The organism is Flavobacterium pasteuri, from assembly GCF_048286615.1.
Classification (GTDB): domain Bacteria; phylum Bacteroidota; class Bacteroidia; order Flavobacteriales; family Flavobacteriaceae; genus Flavobacterium.
The window spans coordinates 83110-99355 of the sequence record NZ_JBLVPN010000001.1 but is presented as its reverse complement, the minus strand read 5'-3'; the positions used below and the strand labels follow the sequence as shown (position 1 = coordinate 99355).

General features: G+C 35.8%; 13 protein-coding genes. 3 read left to right on the top strand and 10 right to left on the bottom strand.

Annotated features, from left to right (window positions below; genetic code table 11):
• Positions 1–200: 200 nt before the first annotated feature.
• From ACNQF6_RS00420 to ACNQF6_RS00405, 4 genes are all read right to left on the bottom strand, one after another.
• On the bottom strand, positions 201–611 hold the full coding sequence (locus tag ACNQF6_RS00420) for a BrxA/BrxB family bacilliredoxin (protein WP_417962220.1): 411 nt from the start codon (positions 609–611) through the stop codon (positions 201–203).
• 101 nt (positions 612–712) lie between these two features.
• On the bottom strand, positions 713–1879 hold the full coding sequence (locus tag ACNQF6_RS00415) for a lycopene cyclase family protein (protein ID WP_417962218.1): 1167 nt from the start codon (positions 1877–1879) through the stop codon (positions 713–715).
• Positions 1880–1899: 20 nt separating this feature from the next.
• Positions 1900–2367: a thioredoxin family protein gene (locus ACNQF6_RS00410; protein WP_417962216.1), complete on the bottom strand. Its 468-nt coding sequence runs from the start codon at positions 2365–2367 to the stop codon at positions 1900–1902.
• Complete coding sequence (locus tag ACNQF6_RS00405; RefSeq protein WP_417962977.1) at positions 2367–4628, bottom strand: TonB-dependent receptor; 2262 nt, start codon at positions 4626–4628, stop codon at positions 2367–2369. The genes ACNQF6_RS00410 and ACNQF6_RS00405 overlap by 1 nt, the downstream gene beginning before the upstream one ends.
• A 159-nt stretch (positions 4629–4787) precedes the next feature.
• Between ACNQF6_RS00405 and ACNQF6_RS00400 the strand changes: the two genes are divergently transcribed.
• Together ACNQF6_RS00400 and ACNQF6_RS00395 are read left to right on the top strand one after the other, a co-directional pair.
• Positions 4788–5435, top strand: a complete 648-nt coding sequence (locus ACNQF6_RS00400; RefSeq protein WP_417962214.1) for a metal-dependent transcriptional regulator — start codon at positions 4788–4790, stop codon at positions 5433–5435.
• A 2-nt stretch (positions 5436–5437) separates the two neighbouring features.
• Positions 5438–6256: a ZIP family metal transporter gene (locus ACNQF6_RS00395; RefSeq protein WP_417962212.1), complete on the top strand. Its 819-nt coding sequence runs from the start codon at positions 5438–5440 to the stop codon at positions 6254–6256.
• Positions 6257–6644: 388 nt separating this feature from the next.
• Here ACNQF6_RS00395 and ACNQF6_RS00390 read toward each other — a convergent pair whose 3' ends face one another.
• The 4 genes from ACNQF6_RS00390 to ACNQF6_RS00375 all read right to left on the bottom strand — a co-directional run bounded on the left by ACNQF6_RS00390 (position 6645) and on the right by ACNQF6_RS00375 (position 12152).
• On the bottom strand, positions 6645–8876 hold the full coding sequence (locus tag ACNQF6_RS00390; protein WP_417962210.1) for a TonB-dependent receptor family protein: 2232 nt from the start codon (positions 8874–8876) through the stop codon (positions 6645–6647).
• Positions 8877–8980: 104 nt separating this feature from the next.
• Positions 8981–11080 (bottom strand): ferrous iron transport protein B, encoded by a 2100-nt coding sequence (gene feoB, locus ACNQF6_RS00385; protein ID WP_417962208.1) that lies wholly within the window; start codon positions 11078–11080, stop codon positions 8981–8983.
• Positions 11080–11319, bottom strand: coding sequence for a FeoA family protein (locus ACNQF6_RS00380; protein ID WP_121343194.1), 240 nt, complete (start codon positions 11317–11319; stop codon positions 11080–11082). Before ACNQF6_RS00380 ends, feoB begins: the two co-directional genes overlap by 1 nt.
• Positions 11320–11486: 167 nt before the next feature.
• A complete protein-coding gene (locus ACNQF6_RS00375) occupies positions 11487–12152 on the bottom strand; it encodes an SCO family protein (protein ID WP_417962206.1) in 666 nt (221 codons plus the stop codon).
• Positions 12153–12374: 222 nt separating this feature from the next.
• Between ACNQF6_RS00375 and ACNQF6_RS00370 the strand changes: the two genes are divergently transcribed.
• Positions 12375–14438, top strand: coding sequence for a M13 family metallopeptidase (locus ACNQF6_RS00370; RefSeq protein WP_417962204.1), 2064 nt, complete (start codon positions 12375–12377; stop codon positions 14436–14438).
• Positions 14439–14508: 70 nt separating this feature from the next.
• On the opposite strand, the gene ACNQF6_RS00365 is transcribed toward ACNQF6_RS00370, so the two are convergent.
• Both ACNQF6_RS00365 and ACNQF6_RS00360 read right to left on the bottom strand, forming a co-directional pair.
• Complete coding sequence (locus tag ACNQF6_RS00365) at positions 14509–15432, bottom strand: DMT family transporter (RefSeq protein WP_417962202.1); 924 nt, start codon at positions 15430–15432, stop codon at positions 14509–14511.
• A gap of 1 nt (position 15433) precedes the next feature.
• Positions 15434–16237: an SDR family oxidoreductase gene (locus tag ACNQF6_RS00360; protein ID WP_417962200.1), complete on the bottom strand. Its 804-nt coding sequence runs from the start codon at positions 16235–16237 to the stop codon at positions 15434–15436.
• Positions 16238–16246: the final 9 nt, after the last annotated feature.

Genomic DNA, 16246 nt, shown 5'->3' with positions numbered 1-16246 from the left:
TTTTTATTGGCAGCAATTATCAAATATACACATCTTTTTAGATTAAAACTTTTCCTAGGCCAGATGTCCCGAAGCTTTGGGAGAAATCCTTTTTTACCCGCTTTTTTACCAGGAAAAAAGATTGAAACGAATAGCTGGAAAAGCTCCAAATAAAAAAACCACGCCGAGACGTGGTTTTAAATTCTATGCTTTGGCATGTATTAGCAATACTCGTTGAAAGCATCTTTTAAGTTTTCAGCAATTAATTCTGCTGGGCGACCTTCAATGTGGTGACGCTCTAGCATGTGTACTAATTCTCCGTTTTTGAACAAAGCCATACTTGGCGATGATGGAGGAAAAGGGAACATGTGTTGTCTTGCAGTATCAACTGCATCTTTGTCAACTCCTGCAAAAACAGTGATTAAATGGTCTGGTTTTTTAGCGCCATCTAAACTCATTTTTGCTCCTGGACGTGCGTTTCTAGCAGCACAACCACAAACCGAATTTACAACTACAAGCGTTGTTCCTTCTAATTTCATTGCATTTTCTACCGCTTCAGCACTATGTAAATCTTGAAAACCTGCAGCAGTTAGTTCCGCTTGCATTGGTTTTACCATTTCTTCTGGATACATATCTTTTTATTTTAAATCATTAGTAATTAAGTCCTGCAAAGTTACAAAGTTTACAATCAAGAATAGGAGTTCAATTATAAAGTTTTGTTATAGTTTGATTGTTATTTTAGGGCTTTGGCCGCCACATGAAAAATAGCTTTAATAAATAGCATTTTTGGACATTTCAAAATGACCTTAATATCTTCAATAAAAGATGTTTCCTCGTCTAGAAATTTAAAAATCAAGTTTGGATTTCCTTTTTTGAACATCGAAGAAAAGATGTGGGAACCCAATTCGTTTTTTCGGTCTAAAATGTCTAACAAAAGCAAATCGTAAAACCAGAATTTGGTTCTTTTATGAAATTTCGTGAAGTCAGTTTCCCTTTGCAGAAACGCAACTAATTCACTTGATTTTTTATCAGAATTCTTGAAAGTGTAACCCGTACTCGCTTTTGTCCAGCCGCCGGAAGTTCCTATGTTTAGTACGTTTTTAGTGTTTGCTTTCCAAAAAGGATAACACGTCATAGGAATACTGCCTTGCTCTTTTTCTACGATTTCATAATTTGTAATCCCAAGATTTTCAATGTATTTCAGGATTTCGTTTTCGTATTCTTCTTTTTTCAAATGCTGGTGCGAAAACAAAGTGTATTCCAGTAAAGCTTCGGTTTTTGAGGTGGGCAACACATACATAAAACGAGTATTTCCTTTTTGCTCTACCGAAAAATCCATGAAAGTAGCTTGCTCCGAATTGAAAACTGGATGCTCACTTTTGATAAACCAACCAATAAAATGCTGTTGTAAAACGGGGTATTTCGGCTGACTTTCCGCTTTTTGTTTATTGTAAATACTGTTGAATAATTTTGAGCACGAAAAGGATTCACTTTCGGTTTGTACTAGAATTATAGTTTCAGATTCTTCAATTTCCAATACTTTGTGGGGAAGGAAAGTGATATTTTCTTGTTTCGAAAGCAAATCAAATACTTGGTTATAAAAATCCAGTCCTTTCACCATATTGTAGTGATACGGTTGCAAGTCTAAATCCCTGCGAAAATCTTCATTGGCAAACAAAGCCGAATCCCATTTCTTGGAAATTGATTGTTCCCAAACTGAATCGTTTGTTTTCCAAAAACACCACGTTCTGTCGTTAGTTTTTTTAGTGTTTTCATCCAATAACAAAATACTTTTATCCGTAAACGATCCTGATTGCACCATCTTATATACTGTCATCAAAGCGGATAATCCTGCGCCGGTAAAAATATAATCGTAGTGTTTCATTTGAGAATTTGACATTTCCCCAAAAATAGACAATTTTATTCTTTTAGTTTGGCTAAAATCAGCTTTAATTCTTTTGGTTTTAAGTACCCGCTGTGCTGAAAAATAATCTCGTTTTCACTGTTTAAAACACACAAAGCAGGATAATGCAGTTGCTTATTTATTGTTCCTAATGCGATGGCCAGTTCGTGCGTTCCAGAGTTGTTTCCCGTGGGCTTGAATTGAAAAGTGGTTTCGTTGAAAACTACCGCTCGTTTTTCTTCGGCATTGAAATCAACAAAATAAAAAGTGTTGTTGAGTTCCTTTATGATTTCCTCGTTTTTGAAAGTGGTGTTTTTCATCGCATGACAAAATTGGCACCAATCGGTTTGAATGAAAACTATCGTTTTTCTCTTTTCGATACGTTGTAAACTGTCAATTTCTTCAAATGAAATAGACTGCAACTGCGCAAATCCAGTAGGAATCGCACAGCATAAAAGCAACAGTAAATAAAGATTTTTCTTCATTATTTTAAATTATAACGCAGTCCAAAAAAGCTACGAATTCCTTGGTTAGGTCCGTACACATACGTCGTATCAAATGTTAATCCATAAGGGTTTTCAGGCGTTACTGCTACTTGGCCGTTCGTATCGTAGGTTACATTTTTATCAAAAGAGTCATTGGTTCTTGCAATTAAAAAGGGGTTATTTTGTTTAGGCAAAAAGTTTAATAGGTTTTTAATTCCGGCATAGAATTCAAAGTTTTTCAAGCCAGAATACGTAAATTGAATGTTTTGCAAACTGTACCAAGGTGATTCTGAAGCACGAGGATCCAAAGCGCTTAAAAGAGGCAATTGCATCGGGCTGTACACATTTCCGGTGTAATCTACATTCAAATCAATAGCCTGAAATTTATACGAAACGCTCCAGGTTGCCGTAAATTTCTCGGTTAGAAAAGGGGTTTCTTTTCGGCCATTTTCAACGTTTTTATTGTCTAGCAAGGAAGCGCCAGTGATAATCTTTAATCCATTCGGAAATTTGAAATCGATGTTCGTGCTGATGCCTTGGCTTATCGCATAACCGTTGATGTTGTCATAAATGATTTGATTTGGATCAGTATCATAATCCGAAACAATTTTATTACCGAATCGGGTATGGAAAAAGGAAGTTTCAATACCAATAAAAGTTCCGTTATCGAAATTTATTTTCTTGATATAATTCAAATTGGCATTTATGGATTGTTCCGGTTTCAGGTTATTGGCAATTACAATTTCACGGGCGCCGGTTAAAGCTGCGTGATCTTCAGTAAATAAATTCACCACTCTAAAACCCGTTCCCGCATTCAAACGAATGATGTTGTTATCGTCCAATTTCCATTTGTAAGCAATTCTTGGTGTTAAGATACTTCCGTGAAACGAGTTGTAATCGTAACGCATTCCCAGCAACAGCTTGTGTTTTTCAGTGAACGTGATTTCATCTTGAACAAAAATTCCCGGCAACCACGTTTTCTCGGGGTTGTTATTTCCCAGTTTTGAAGTTGCTGGCGTATTGTCATCGTAATAATTGTATCGGGTGGCAATTCCGGTAAGCAAATCATTTTTTCCTATTTTTTTATCCCAAGTCAATTGTAGAAAACCAATTTTTTGGTTGGCAATATAACTCGTTGTGCCGTACCGACTGTCTTGAAAATGTACATTTCCTGAAAAGGAAAGCATCAGTTTTTCCTGAAACGGCAGTTGGTAACTTCCAATCAATTCTGCTCGTTTGGTATAAATGCTTTCCCCGTAAATTTCGTCACCGCCACGATTTTTTTTCTCCCAACGCACATCGCCACCAAAACGGTCTTCATAAACACCACGCGCCGCAATGGTGAACAATCGATTTTCTTTTCTGTTGAAAGTCCATTTTTGAAAAAGGGAAATTCGGTCAGAAAGGGTAACATCGGTAAAATTGTCGTTATCGTTATCTATTTTTTGATTGTATCTGAAATAATTTAAACCTAAAAGGGCAGTTGCTTTCTTGCCAACATTGAGTTTTACGCCTAAATCAATATTGGTTTCCAACCAAGAAGTAGTAAACACATCAGCATAGAATAGGGGAGCATTTGTTGGATTTTTGGTAATAATATTGATCAAACCGCCCACGGCTTCGCTGCCGTACAAAGAGGAAGCGGGACCTTTTACGATTTCAATACGTTCTACTAGTGAATTTGGAATTCCAGATAATCCATACACCGTAGATAGGCTGCTCACGATGGGCATTCCGTCGATTAAAACTAAAGTATACGGACCTTCCAGCCCATTAATGTGAATGTCGCCCGTATTGCAAACTCCACAATTCAGTTGCGGTCGTACGCCATTTACGTTTTGTAAGGCTTCATAAATACTGGCCGTTGGATTTTTCTTGAAAAATATTGGAGAGTAAACTTCTACTGGAACGGCACTTTCTAATCGTTTTACCGCTTTTAATGTTCCCGAAACAACGACTTCATTGAGTTGGTTTTCGGTACTTGAAAGATCAAAATCCAAAATGTTGTTCTCATTAATTTTGACCGTTATATTCTTTTTTAAAGTTTGAAAACCTTCCGCTACAATCTGAATTTTATAATTTCCTTCCGCAATATTTGCTATGCTGTATTTTCCTAAACTATCTGTTTGGGTTTCGTGTTTTGTTCCAATTAAAAATACACGAGCTTCTGCAACCCCTTTTTTTTCTGATGAAACAAATCCCGAAAGACTTGTTTTTTCTTGGCTGTAGCCAAAGTTAAACATCAAAAAAACAAACAACATACTTAAATTTTTCACTGTACTTAAATTTATTTTAGGCAAATCTAAAAATTAAATTTTGCAAAACAAATTTTTTAATTACATTTGTATCAATAACTTAATTGATTTAGCGAGAAATCTGAAATATGAAATCAAAAACGTTAATCTACAATCTTCAATCATATGACCTTTTCTGAGGAGAATTATCTTAAAACCATTTACCATCTTACTTGGGTTTCCGATATTGATATCAGTACAAATGCTATTGCTGAGAAAATGGAAACCAAAGCATCGTCCGTTACGGATATGCTTAAGAAACTTGCCGAAAAAGACTTGGTAAACTATGTTAAATACCAAGGCGTTTCACTTACTGATAAAGGAAAATTAGCGGCGAAAATGATTGTCAGGAAACACCGGCTTTGGGAATGTTTTTTAGTGGAGAAACTAGATTTTTCTTGGGATGAGGTGCATGATATAGCCGAACAATTAGAACACATCAAATCTGAAAAACTGATCAATAAATTAGATGATTTCCTTGGGAATCCTACTGAAGATCCTCATGGCGATCCCATTCCGGATGCTAACGGAAGAATTATAAAAATAGAAAAACAATTGCTTTCTGAATTCGAAAAAAACAGAATTGGAATTTGTGTTGGTGTTAAAGATACTTCTTCTGATTTTTTAAAATATTTAGACAAGCAGGAAATCGCTTTAGGTTCACAAATTGAAATCATTGAAAAGGAAAGTTTTGATTCCTCTTTCAGGATTCGGGTGGGGACTAAAGAAATAACGGTTTCAAATAAAATAGCCAGTAATTTATACATCAAGTAATTATGTTTCAATCTATAGTAGATTATTTCACGAGCATCGATCCAATATTAGCCGCTTTGTATGCGAGTTTGTTCACTTGGTTTTTAACCGCGTTAGGAGCTTCATTTGTTTTCATGTTTAAAACTATGAATCGTACGGTTCTTGACGGAATGCTCGGGTTTACCGGTGGCGTAATGGTTGCAGCCAGTTTTTGGAGTTTATTGGCCCCAGCCATAGAAATGACAGGTGGCGAAGGTTTTGCAAAAGTTATTCCCGCAGCTTTTGGTTTTTTCCTTGGTGCGTTGTTCATTTTCGGAATCGATAAAGTATTGCCGCATCTTCATATCAATTTTAAAGTTACCGAAGGAATCAAATCGCCATGGCAGCGCACGACATTGCTTGTTTCAGCGATTACATTGCATAACATTCCGGAAGGATTGGCTGTTGGGGTTCTTTTTGGGGGAGTAGCCGCTGGGATTCCCGAAGCTTCGATTGCAGGCGCTGTAACGTTAGCGATTGGTATTGGAATTCAAAATTTCCCTGAAGGAATTGCTGTCGCTATGCCGTTGCGCAGAATGGGAATGAGCCGATGGAAAAGTTTTATGTATGGTCAATCTTCAGCATTAGTAGAGCCGGTTGCCGCTGTTTTAGGGGCTTTTGCAGTTACTTTTTTTACGCCAATTTTGCCGTATGCTTTGGCTTTTGCCGCTGGTGCGATGATTTTTGTAGTAGTAGAGGAAGTAATACCAGAAACGCAACAAGATAAGAATACAGATATTGCTACTTTAGGTTTTGTAGGTGGTTTCATCGTTATGATGATGCTTGATGTGGCGCTGGGATAAACAATAAAATTCTTGTTCTGGTATCAATGAAATTTAATTATTGGCTACAGCCAAATTTTAAATAGAATATATAGTAAATACTTGTGGAAAAGAATAATCACTTTTTAGAGTGCGGAATCTAAGTTTGAATTAAAGCTGTTAATTAAAATGTATTTTAATCAAGAACACCCACAGTCAGTATCGCCACAGTTTTTGTCGGTTTTTTTCTTTTTTAGGAACCATTTTTTAATAAGATAAAAAGTAGCGAAACCTAGTATTACAAAAGCTATAATTTCTTGTGTCATGTTGTAAATGTTTTCAGTTGGTATTGTGTTATAAGAAAGTGTACTATAGCATAATTCAAGAAAAAAAAAGCTGTTTCGAATATGAAACAGCTTTTTGTTTGATTTTAGAATTTTGCTCCTACAGAGATGTAAAAGGTTCTTCCTTCTCCTGGTAAAATACCAGGTCCTGGATATCCAGTAGAACGTCTTGTGGCATAAGCTTCATCAAAAACATTGTTTATTCCTGCTTTAATATTGTAGTTTTCTAAGAATTTATATTCTGATGAAAAGTCAAACACATTGTATTTATCTAGCATTCCAGTTACTCCATTTGCAGATGGTGTTGTGGTATTATTAGCATCTGTAAATATTTTTCCTGTTAAGCGGTATTGTAGAGTAGTTGAGATGTTGTTTTTACCCCATGAAAGCCCTAGATTATGAATGTAACGAGGCGCATTTTCAACTCTTTTACCGTCAAGATTAGAACTGGTAATTACTGTATTAGGTGGCGTTCCTGTTGTTGTGAAAGTTTCAAAATCAGTATAGCGGCTGTCAATAAAACTCATCGATGCAAAAAAGTCAACATTTCCCACTTTGTTGTCTACATTAAGAAAACGTGTAATATTGATGTTAAAAAAGCTTTCAATACCCTTGTTAACGGTAGTTCCTAAATTAGTTCTGTATAAAAATGTCCCTTGTGATGGATCATTATTTGTAAATTGTCTCACTCCACCAATACGGTTGTTGTATTGAAGGTAAAATAAACCAATATCAAAGTTGATATAGTTGTTTATATTTCCCCTATATCCTAAATCAGCATTGTAACCGCTTGCATCTTTTAAGTTTGGATCAATAACATCTGTAACTGCAGGAGGTGTTAAGTCAGAGAAAAGTATCGGTCTGTAAGCTTGTGATATATTAGCATACACATTAGTACTTGCAAACTTATATTCTAATCCAAGGCCAAACAATGTTTTGTTACGTACAATAGTTGCTGCGTCAAAATTCACATTTGCACCATTATTTACAGCAAACAAACCAGCACCACTAGAGGTAATGTGTTCAAAACGAACTCCAGGTGTAGCACTAAAATTTTCAGTAACTCTAAATTGATTTTCTGCAAAAAAGGCAATGTTTTCAGTCTTGAATTTTATGTTTCTAGTATAATCAGGATTCACGGATAAGTCAAAATCACTTGCTGTTGTACCATTTCCACTTTGTTTACGAGTGGTTGTTGCTTGGTATGCACGTGCTCCAAAAGCCAAGTTGTGTGATGTTTTGCCCAATTTGTATTTGTAAACATTCCTATTTTCTACACCAAAATTTTCATAAAAATCACGATCTACTCGTCGGTTGGCATAGTTATCTGTAGTAGGATTTATAGCGTCAGCAACATTTGGTGTTGCAGTAAAACCAACACTGTTACGCTCCCCTTTAAGACCAAATAATTTTGTATTAGATGTTAAATTGTCATTTATTTTAGTGTCTAATTGAAGTGAGAAAACATTCCATGGAGTTCCTAACCAGTTTCTATTTCGTAAAGACTGTTGTGGGTTTGCTTCAAATTGTGCATCGGTCAAACCCCCAGATTGTTTCATTTGGTAGTCCATATTGGTATACTCAGCAGAAATTTTAGTGTTTGGTGTAAAACGATATTCTAAGAAAGCATGGGTGTTGCGTACGGTGTACTCTCCGTTTTGTCTCCATCCATCAGCACTTCTTGAATGGTTGTATACGTAGTAGGAAAAGTTTTTTAGGGTACCACCTATAGCGTTGTATGAGCTCATTAAGCCATAACTACCTACGCTGTTTTGGGTTTCAAAAGTAAATTTTTTCTTTGTCTCTCTTTTCAATACATAGTTTAGCATTCCTCCAAACTGGGGTCCAAATTGCAGCGAAGCTCCACCTCTGATCAATTCAATACTTTCAACTGCTTCAAGTGGCGGGTTGTAGTACGCTTCTGGATACCCAAAAACATCCGATGAAATGTCATATCCGTTTTGTCTAGTATTTAATTCCCAACTTCTATTAGGACTTAAACCTCTTACACCTACATTGATTTGTATACCAGATCCTTCGTTTTCCCATATGTTTACACCTGGTACTCTAGAAAACACTTCTCGGGTGTTGTTTGTAGCAAAGTTACCGTTGATGTTAGAAAGTTTTAAAATCTCATTTTTCTTTCCTGAAAACAAAACGTTTTCTTTTACTTCTGGCATTCTTTCTGGACTTTGAATTTTACCAGTTATAATCACAGGTAACAAAGTCTTTACCGTGTCATTTAATGTTGGATTTGTTTTTTGTGCAAATAAGATTGTAGTAAGCAAACATAGTCCTATCGAAAAGGCATTTTTCATATTATCTTTATTTAGATTAAATCTATGATGCAAAGATAAATCTGAAATATTATTTAGACAAATTAAAAATAATAAAAATAAAAATTTAACGTTTGTTCAATATTTTATTTTAGGATTTGATACGCAATTAAGGCTACAACATAAGCAAATCCAGACATGAAGATCAATTGTCCAGCTGGCCATTTCCAAGAATTAGTTTCTTTTTTTGTAACTGCAAGTGTACTGGCACATTGCATCGCGAAAGCATAAAATAACAGTAACGATATTCCGGAAGCAAAGTTGAAAACCTTTTCTCCGGTTACTGGATTGATTTCGGCAGCCATTTTATTTTTGATTGTAACTTCGTTATCACTTCCACCTACGCTGTAAATGGTAGCTAATGTTCCTACGAATACTTCTCTGGCAGCAAAGGAACTGATAATGGCAATTCCTATTTTCCAGTCGTAACCAAGGGGTGAAATTGCCGGTTCAATTGTTTTTCCCATTAAACCAATATAGGAATTTTCCAGTTTTTGTGAAGCTACAGCATTTTCAAAATCTGTTTCTGACAACGGATTTTGCTTGGTGTTTTCAGTAACAATTGTTTCTGCATTATTGAACTTCTCTCCTGGACCGTAAGAGGCTAAAAACCACAATACAATAGAAATCGCTAGAATGATTTTACCGGCGCCAAAAATAAAAGCTTTAGTTTTTTCGATTACATTGATTCCCACGTTCTTGAAAAGGGGTAATTTATAATTTGGCATTTCTACTACGAAGTATGTTTTTCCTTTTATTTTAAGGATTTTATTCAAAATGTAAGCCGAAAAAATAGCCATTCCAAAACCCAAAAGGTATAGTAACATCAAGGTCATTCCTTGCATATTCAGAAAACCAAAAACACGATTGTCAGGAATTACTAGTGCAATAATAATGGCATAAACAGGCAATCTTGCAGAACAGGTTGTAAAGGGTGTTACCAGAATGGTGATTAATCTTTCTTTCCAGTTTTCTATATTTCGGGTAGCCATAATTGCTGGAATAGCGCAGGCGGTTCCTGAAATAAGCGGCACCACACTTTTACCCGATAAACCAAATTTCCGCATGATTTTATCCATCAGGAAAACTACCCGGCTCATATAACCACTTTCTTCAAGAATCGAAATAAACATAAATAGGAAGGCAATTTGTGGAATAAATATCAAAATTCCTCCTATTCCAGGAATGATTCCCTGCGAAATTAAATTTGTCAAAACTCCAGCAGGTAATTCTTCGGCAGCAAGTGTACTCAAGGAGGCAAAAGAAGCATCGATAAAGTCCATCGGGATTTTAGACCATTCGAAAATAGATTGGAAAATAACAAACAAAATCAAGAAGAAGATTACATATCCCCATACTTTATGCGTCAGGACGCGATCCAGTTTACTACGGAAATCTTTAGCAATAGTGGTATCAATTTTTAATCCTTCTTTCAAAACATCATTGATGAATTGATAGCGTTTTATGGTTTCTTTTTGTTGCAAACGCTTTAAATCCGAATGCGATTTAGTAAACGAACTTCTAATTTCATTTCGATCTAAATTCAGGAAGTTGACGTCTTGCGTGATGACCAACCATAATTTATACAACAGCTGGTTAGGAAATGTTTTGCGAAGCGTATTGAAATACTCAGGATCAATACTGGACGCATTCAGGCATGGTTCGCTTGAAATAGTTTTGTAATTGACAATCAGTTTTTTCAATTCATCGATTCCAAAACCTTTTCTGGAACTGATAAGCGCAATTTTTGTTTTTAAATGCTCCTCAAGATACGGAATGTCTAGTGTGATTCCCTTAAATTTCATTCGATCCGCCATGTTGATGACTAATATTGTGGGAATTTCAAGATCTTTTATTTGGGTAAAAAGCAGTAAATTTCGTTTCAGATTTTCAACATCAGTAACAACAAGTGCTACATCCGGATATAATTTATCGTTTTTATTCAGTAATAATTCAATGACTACATTTTCATCTATTGAACTGGCGTTCAGGCTATACGTTCCGGGTAAATCCAGAATATTAGCTTTGGCATTATTGGGTAATTTACAAAAACCAATCTTTTTTTCAACCGTAATTCCAGGGTAGTTTCCCACTTGTTGATTAAGTCCTGTCAACTGATTAAAAACGGAAGTTTTCCCCGTATTAGGATTCCCGATTAAAGCAACATTGATATTTTGATTGGTCATTATAAGTTGTTTTTTAGTATTTCAACTTCAATCTCACGGGCTGTTTCCACGCGGATAGCAACGTGTGAACCATTAATGTTAAGGTATAAAGGATCGCCAAAAGGAGCAATTTGAAGCAGTTCAACCATATTCCCCGGAAGACAACCCATTTCTAGTAATTTCAATGGAACAATGTCAATATCAAAATCTTTGATAATGGCTTTTTCACCTTTTTTTAGAGAATGTATTGTTGTTTGCAAGTCTTATTTAGATTGAATTAAGATTGTAAAAGTACATATTATAAAACTAAAAAAAATGATAATTGTAAATTTTGTAGTTTTTAAGATAAATTTTAAGAATAGGTAATAGTTTGTTTTATTGGGTTTATCACTCAGATTATAAGTGACTTATCTTCTTTTTAAAGCCTTTATTCATTGCTTAAAAAAGTAATATCTTCAATCAATCTCTTGATGTCTTCTTTATTGGTGCCGTCATAAAAGCCACGAACTCTTTTTTTGGCATCCACCAAAACAAAATTTTCGGTGTGAACCATATCATATAATTCACTTGGTTTTCCTAGTTTCACGGCCAAATAAGATTTCCTGGCCATGGTATAGATTTCTTTTTTGTCGCCGGTTACTAAATTCCATTTGGCATCATCAACATTATGTTTTTTGGCGTAAGCCTTCAAAACAGGAACGCTGTCAGTCTCTGGAAATACGGTAAACGACAATAATTTCACCTTTGGATTATTTGCGAAAGCTTTTTGAATATCGGATAAATTGGTGGTCATTTTTGGACAAATGGAACCGCAAGTGGTAAAGAAGAAATCAGCAACGTATATTTTGCCTTCGTAATCTTTTTGGGTGATGGTTTTTCCATTTTGGTTAACAAATGAAAAATCAGCAATCGTATGGTACTTGCTTTTGTATTGAATGGTGCTGTCCACTAATTCAGGATTTACATCCGCAGGATTATAAATGGGGAGTGTTTTTTTTGGCTTTAAAGCCGAATAAAATAAGGATAAAATGATTGCCGAAAGAACAATGAAGACCCCGAAAAAGAGTCGGTATTTTTTGAAAAATTCTAACATAACGCTATTTTGATGCAAAAATACGAAAACGAGATTTGTTTTTAATTCAAATTAACACAATCTTATTTTAGGACCATTCCTTTGAAATAAAGGATGTGTAATTAATGTCTTTTAGGATTAAACTTTTTAGAAATTTTGAAGTCAAATAAAGATATTTGATTTTAACTAAAAAACAAATTATTTATTAATAGCTTTGTTAAGATAACTAAAAACCTAAAAAAGATGAAAAAAACCAGCAATAAGCATTTGCTTTTTGTGATTCCCGCAATAATGGGTTTTGCGGTGAGTCAAGCTCAGAATGCTCCGGCAGTTAAAGAACCGGGGATTAATGTGAATTACATGGATAAGGCTGTAAAGCCAAGCAATGATTTCTTTCGTTATGTAAACGGAACTTGGTTAGACAATACGGAGATTCCAGCTGATAGAACCCGTTGGGGTAGTTTTGATGAATTGCGTCAAAAAACAGATGCTGATGCATTAGCAATTCTAAAAGAAGCTACTACAAATCCAAGCTACAAATCGAATACAGATCAGGGGAAAGCGATTAATTTATACAAATCTATTCTTGATACTGTAGGAAGGAATAAGTTAGGTATAGCTCCTTTGAAACCGTATTTAAAGAAAATTGATGCAGTTAAAAATGCCAAAGATTTAGAGGCATTATTGATCGAAATGGAACCTATTGGCGGGATTGGATTTATGGGTGCCGGCGTAGGAACTGATGCGAAGAACAGCAGTAGAAACGTGATTAACTTAGGCCCAGGTGGCGTAGGCTTGCCAGACAGAGATTATTATGTTTCTGAAGATGCCGATTCCAAAGAGAAACGTGCGAAATATGTTTTACACGTTGCTAAAATGTTGCAATACCTTGGTGATAAACCAGCAGTGGCTAAAACAAATGCAGAAAAAATCTTGGCGCTTGAAATTGCTATGTCTAAACCAAGATTGGACAGAGTAGAACGCAGAGATCGCCGTAAGTCTTATAATCCAATGACATTGGCTGAGTTGAGTAAATTAACTCCATCCATCAACTGGAATAATTATTTCACAAAAATTGGATTGACAAAAGTAGATACTGTTATTGTATCCCAACCTAAATACATGGTGGCGCTTGAAACTATGTTGAAAGAAAACAAAGTAGAAGACTGGAAAGCCTACATGCGTTGGAGTTTATTAAACAGAGCTTCAAGTCAATTATCAACTGAGATAGAAAATGCTAACTTTGAGTTTTACGGAAAAACGTTAACGGGTGCGGTGAGCCAAAGACCGCGTGACGAAAGAGCACTTCAAACCATCAATGGAACTGTTGGAGAAGCGCTAGGTAAATTATATGTTGAGAAAAAATTTCCGGCTGAAGCCAAAGCCAAAGCGGAGAAAATGATCAAAAATATATTTTCAGCTTTCGAAAACAGAATCAATAATTTGTCTTGGATGTCTGCAGAAACAAAGGTAAGCGCGCTTGCTAAATTGCATAAATCAAGAATTAAAATTGGTTATCCTGACAAATGGAAAGATTATTCAGCCTTGACGATTAAAAGTCCACAAGAAGGAGGAAGTTATTTTACAAATGCTTTGAGCATGGCCAAATGGCGTTTCAATGAGAATATTGCTGAGTTGAACAAACCAGTTGATAAAGAGCGTTGGGGCATGTCTCCACAAACAGTAAATGCCTATTACAATCCTTCAAATAACGAGATTGTATTCCCGGCAGCGATTTTACAACCGCCTTTTTACAATTACCAAGCGGATGAAGCGGTAAATTATGGTGGAATCGGTGGGGTTATTGGTCATGAAATCTCACATGGTTTTGATGATTCAGGTTCCCGTTACAATGCTGACGGAAACTTAGTAGACTGGTGGACTGCCGAAGATTTGAAACAGTTTTCAGCCTTAACAGGAGCACTTGCCGCTCAATATAGCGCTTTGCAACCTATTCCGGGAACTTTTGTAGATGGTAAATTTACGCTGGGTGAAAACATTGGAGATTTAGGTGGAGTAAACGCTGCTTATGATGGTTTGCAATTGTATTTGAAACAAAACGGAAATCCGGGATTAATCGACGGATATACTCCAGAACAACGTTTCTTTATTTCTTGGTCAACGATCTGGCGTTCAAAAATGCGTGATGAAGCCTTGAAAAACCAAGTAAAAACAGATCCGCACTCTCCAGGAATGTACCGTGCATATGTGCCATTACAAAACATTGATACTTTTTATCAAGCTTTTGATATCAAGGAAAATGACGGGATGTTCATAGCACCTGAAAAGCGTGTAAGAATCTGGTAGAAATACATACAAGCATAAAAAAAGTCCCATTTGACACTGTCAGATGGGACTTTTTTGATTTATCAGGGATTTATTTCCGGCCTTTACTCAACGAATAATTCACCATATACAGTCCAAACAACGTAACTCCGCCACCAATGGCTATAGCAGCATTTAATGTTTCACCAAAGATTGCTGCGCCAAGTAAAACCGCAATAATAGGATTAATATACGCATAAACACTACTGATTTCGGCAGGAAGATTTTGAAGTGCATAGATAAAGGCAATGAAAGTAAGTACAGAACCAAAAATAACTAAATACGCTATCGACCACCAGGAAATTGCTGGAATCGCAGTCAAACTTACCGAAGTTCCTGTTGCACCATTGTACGCAAAAAGTAAAATACTGGATATAAACATTTGTAATCCCAAACTAAAATAGGGATTAAAACTAGCCGCTTTCTTCTTGGTATATAACGAGCCAAATGCCCAAGTTAACGTAGCTATCAATGACAGTATAATCCCAAATCTAAAATCAGGAATCATAAAATCGCTCAAATGATCATAAAAGATAACGCAAACGCCGCCAAAACTGATAATTAAACCAATAACCGTCAGCCTCGCCAATCGTTCTCCTCTAAAAAAAGTAATAATTACAATCCATAAAGGAACAATAGCGCCAATGATTGCTCCCAGTCCGCTACTGATGTATTTCACGCCCCAAGTGCTTAATCCGTTACTCAAAACAAAATTAAGGATGCTTAAAATGACAATGGTTTTCCATTGTTTTCCTTTTGGCCAAGGTGTTTTTTTGAACAGGAAAAAAGAAATATACAGCAACCCACCAATGAATTGTCTAATGGCAGCAAGTTGTAAAGCCGGCATGTGTTTTACGCCTTCTTTTGAAGCAATCCAAGTGGTTCCCCAAAAAAAACTGACCCAGCACAAGGCCAAAATAGGTAATCCAATAGCATTAACTTTAGACGAAAAGGCATTTTTAATTTTAGTTCTCACGTTACAAATTTGGTTTTGTAAAAGTATACTTTAAAACGGTCTCTATTTTAGTACTCAAAATTGTTTTTCCTATAGATGGGTTTTTATGATTAAACTTTGGCAAAGCCAAATCTAAATCCAATGCTTTTTGAGTATAATACATTTCTCGTGTAGGATGAGATGGAGCGACCGCATTAAAGGTTTCATTCCACACATCATTTGTTATAATTTTTAGAATTATACCCACACAATCTTCCTGATGAATCAAATTAATCGGTGCATCAGGATTGTCTAAATTCTCACGACCAGCCAGAAATTTTATTGGATGACGGTCTTCGCCAATTAAACCGCCAAAACGCAATGCCGTTGTTTTAAAGTTTATATTGCTTTGCAAAAGCTGTTCGGTTTCCAGTAATTGTTTGCCACTTTCAGTATCTGGTTTTGGGATAGTTTCTTCAGTAACAAAAGCATCATCATCATTATAGACCGATGTTGAACTGATGAAAAGCACTTTTTCGACTGATGATTTTTCTATAAACGGAATCACGTTTCTTATCTTTGAAACAAAGTTTTCTGTCCCTGAACCGCGAAGTTTTGGTGGGACATCGATGATTAAAATTTCAGAATTCTCTAGAAAATCGGTTACGTTTCCAGTGGTTTTATTTTCTGAAAGCGCAATTAAAAAAGGTTCAATTCCTGCATTTTCTAATACGGCTAATTTCTCTGTCGAAGTCGTCGAACCGTTTACTGAAAATCCATTTGAAAGTAAGGCTTCCGCCAAAGGAAAACCCAACCAACCACAACCCAGAATACTAATTTTTGTCATTTGGTGTTT

Bases quoted from the DNA above. Each gene is read 5' to 3' on its own strand.
- feoB (WP_417962208.1), bottom strand. From the start codon at position 11,080: ATGACCAATCAAAATATCAATGTTGCTTTAATCGGGAATCCTAATACG.
- ACNQF6_RS00415 (WP_417962218.1), bottom strand. From the start codon at position 1,879: ATGTCAAATTCTCAAATGAAACACTACGATTATATTTTTACCGGCGCA.
- ACNQF6_RS00395 (WP_417962212.1), top strand. From the start codon at position 5,438: ATGTTTCAATCTATAGTAGATTATTTCACGAGCATCGATCCAATATTA.
- ACNQF6_RS00370 (WP_417962204.1), top strand. From the start codon at position 12,375: ATGAAAAAAACCAGCAATAAGCATTTGCTTTTTGTGATTCCCGCAATA.
- ACNQF6_RS00375 (WP_417962206.1), bottom strand. From the start codon at position 12,152: ATGTTAGAATTTTTCAAAAAATACCGACTCTTTTTCGGGGTCTTCATT.
- ACNQF6_RS00360 (WP_417962200.1), bottom strand. From the start codon at position 16,237: ATGACAAAAATTAGTATTCTGGGTTGTGGTTGGTTGGGTTTTCCTTTG.
- ACNQF6_RS00420 (WP_417962220.1), bottom strand. From the start codon at position 611: ATGTATCCAGAAGAAATGGTAAAACCAATGCAAGCGGAACTAACTGCT.
- ACNQF6_RS00390 (WP_417962210.1), bottom strand. From the start codon at position 8,876: ATGAAAAATGCCTTTTCGATAGGACTATGTTTGCTTACTACAATCTTA.
- ACNQF6_RS00400 (WP_417962214.1), top strand. From the start codon at position 4,788: ATGACCTTTTCTGAGGAGAATTATCTTAAAACCATTTACCATCTTACT.
- ACNQF6_RS00405 (WP_417962977.1), bottom strand. From the start codon at position 4,628: ATGTTGTTTGTTTTTTTGATGTTTAACTTTGGCTACAGCCAAGAAAAA.
- ACNQF6_RS00410 (WP_417962216.1), bottom strand. From the start codon at position 2,367: ATGAAGAAAAATCTTTATTTACTGTTGCTTTTATGCTGTGCGATTCCT.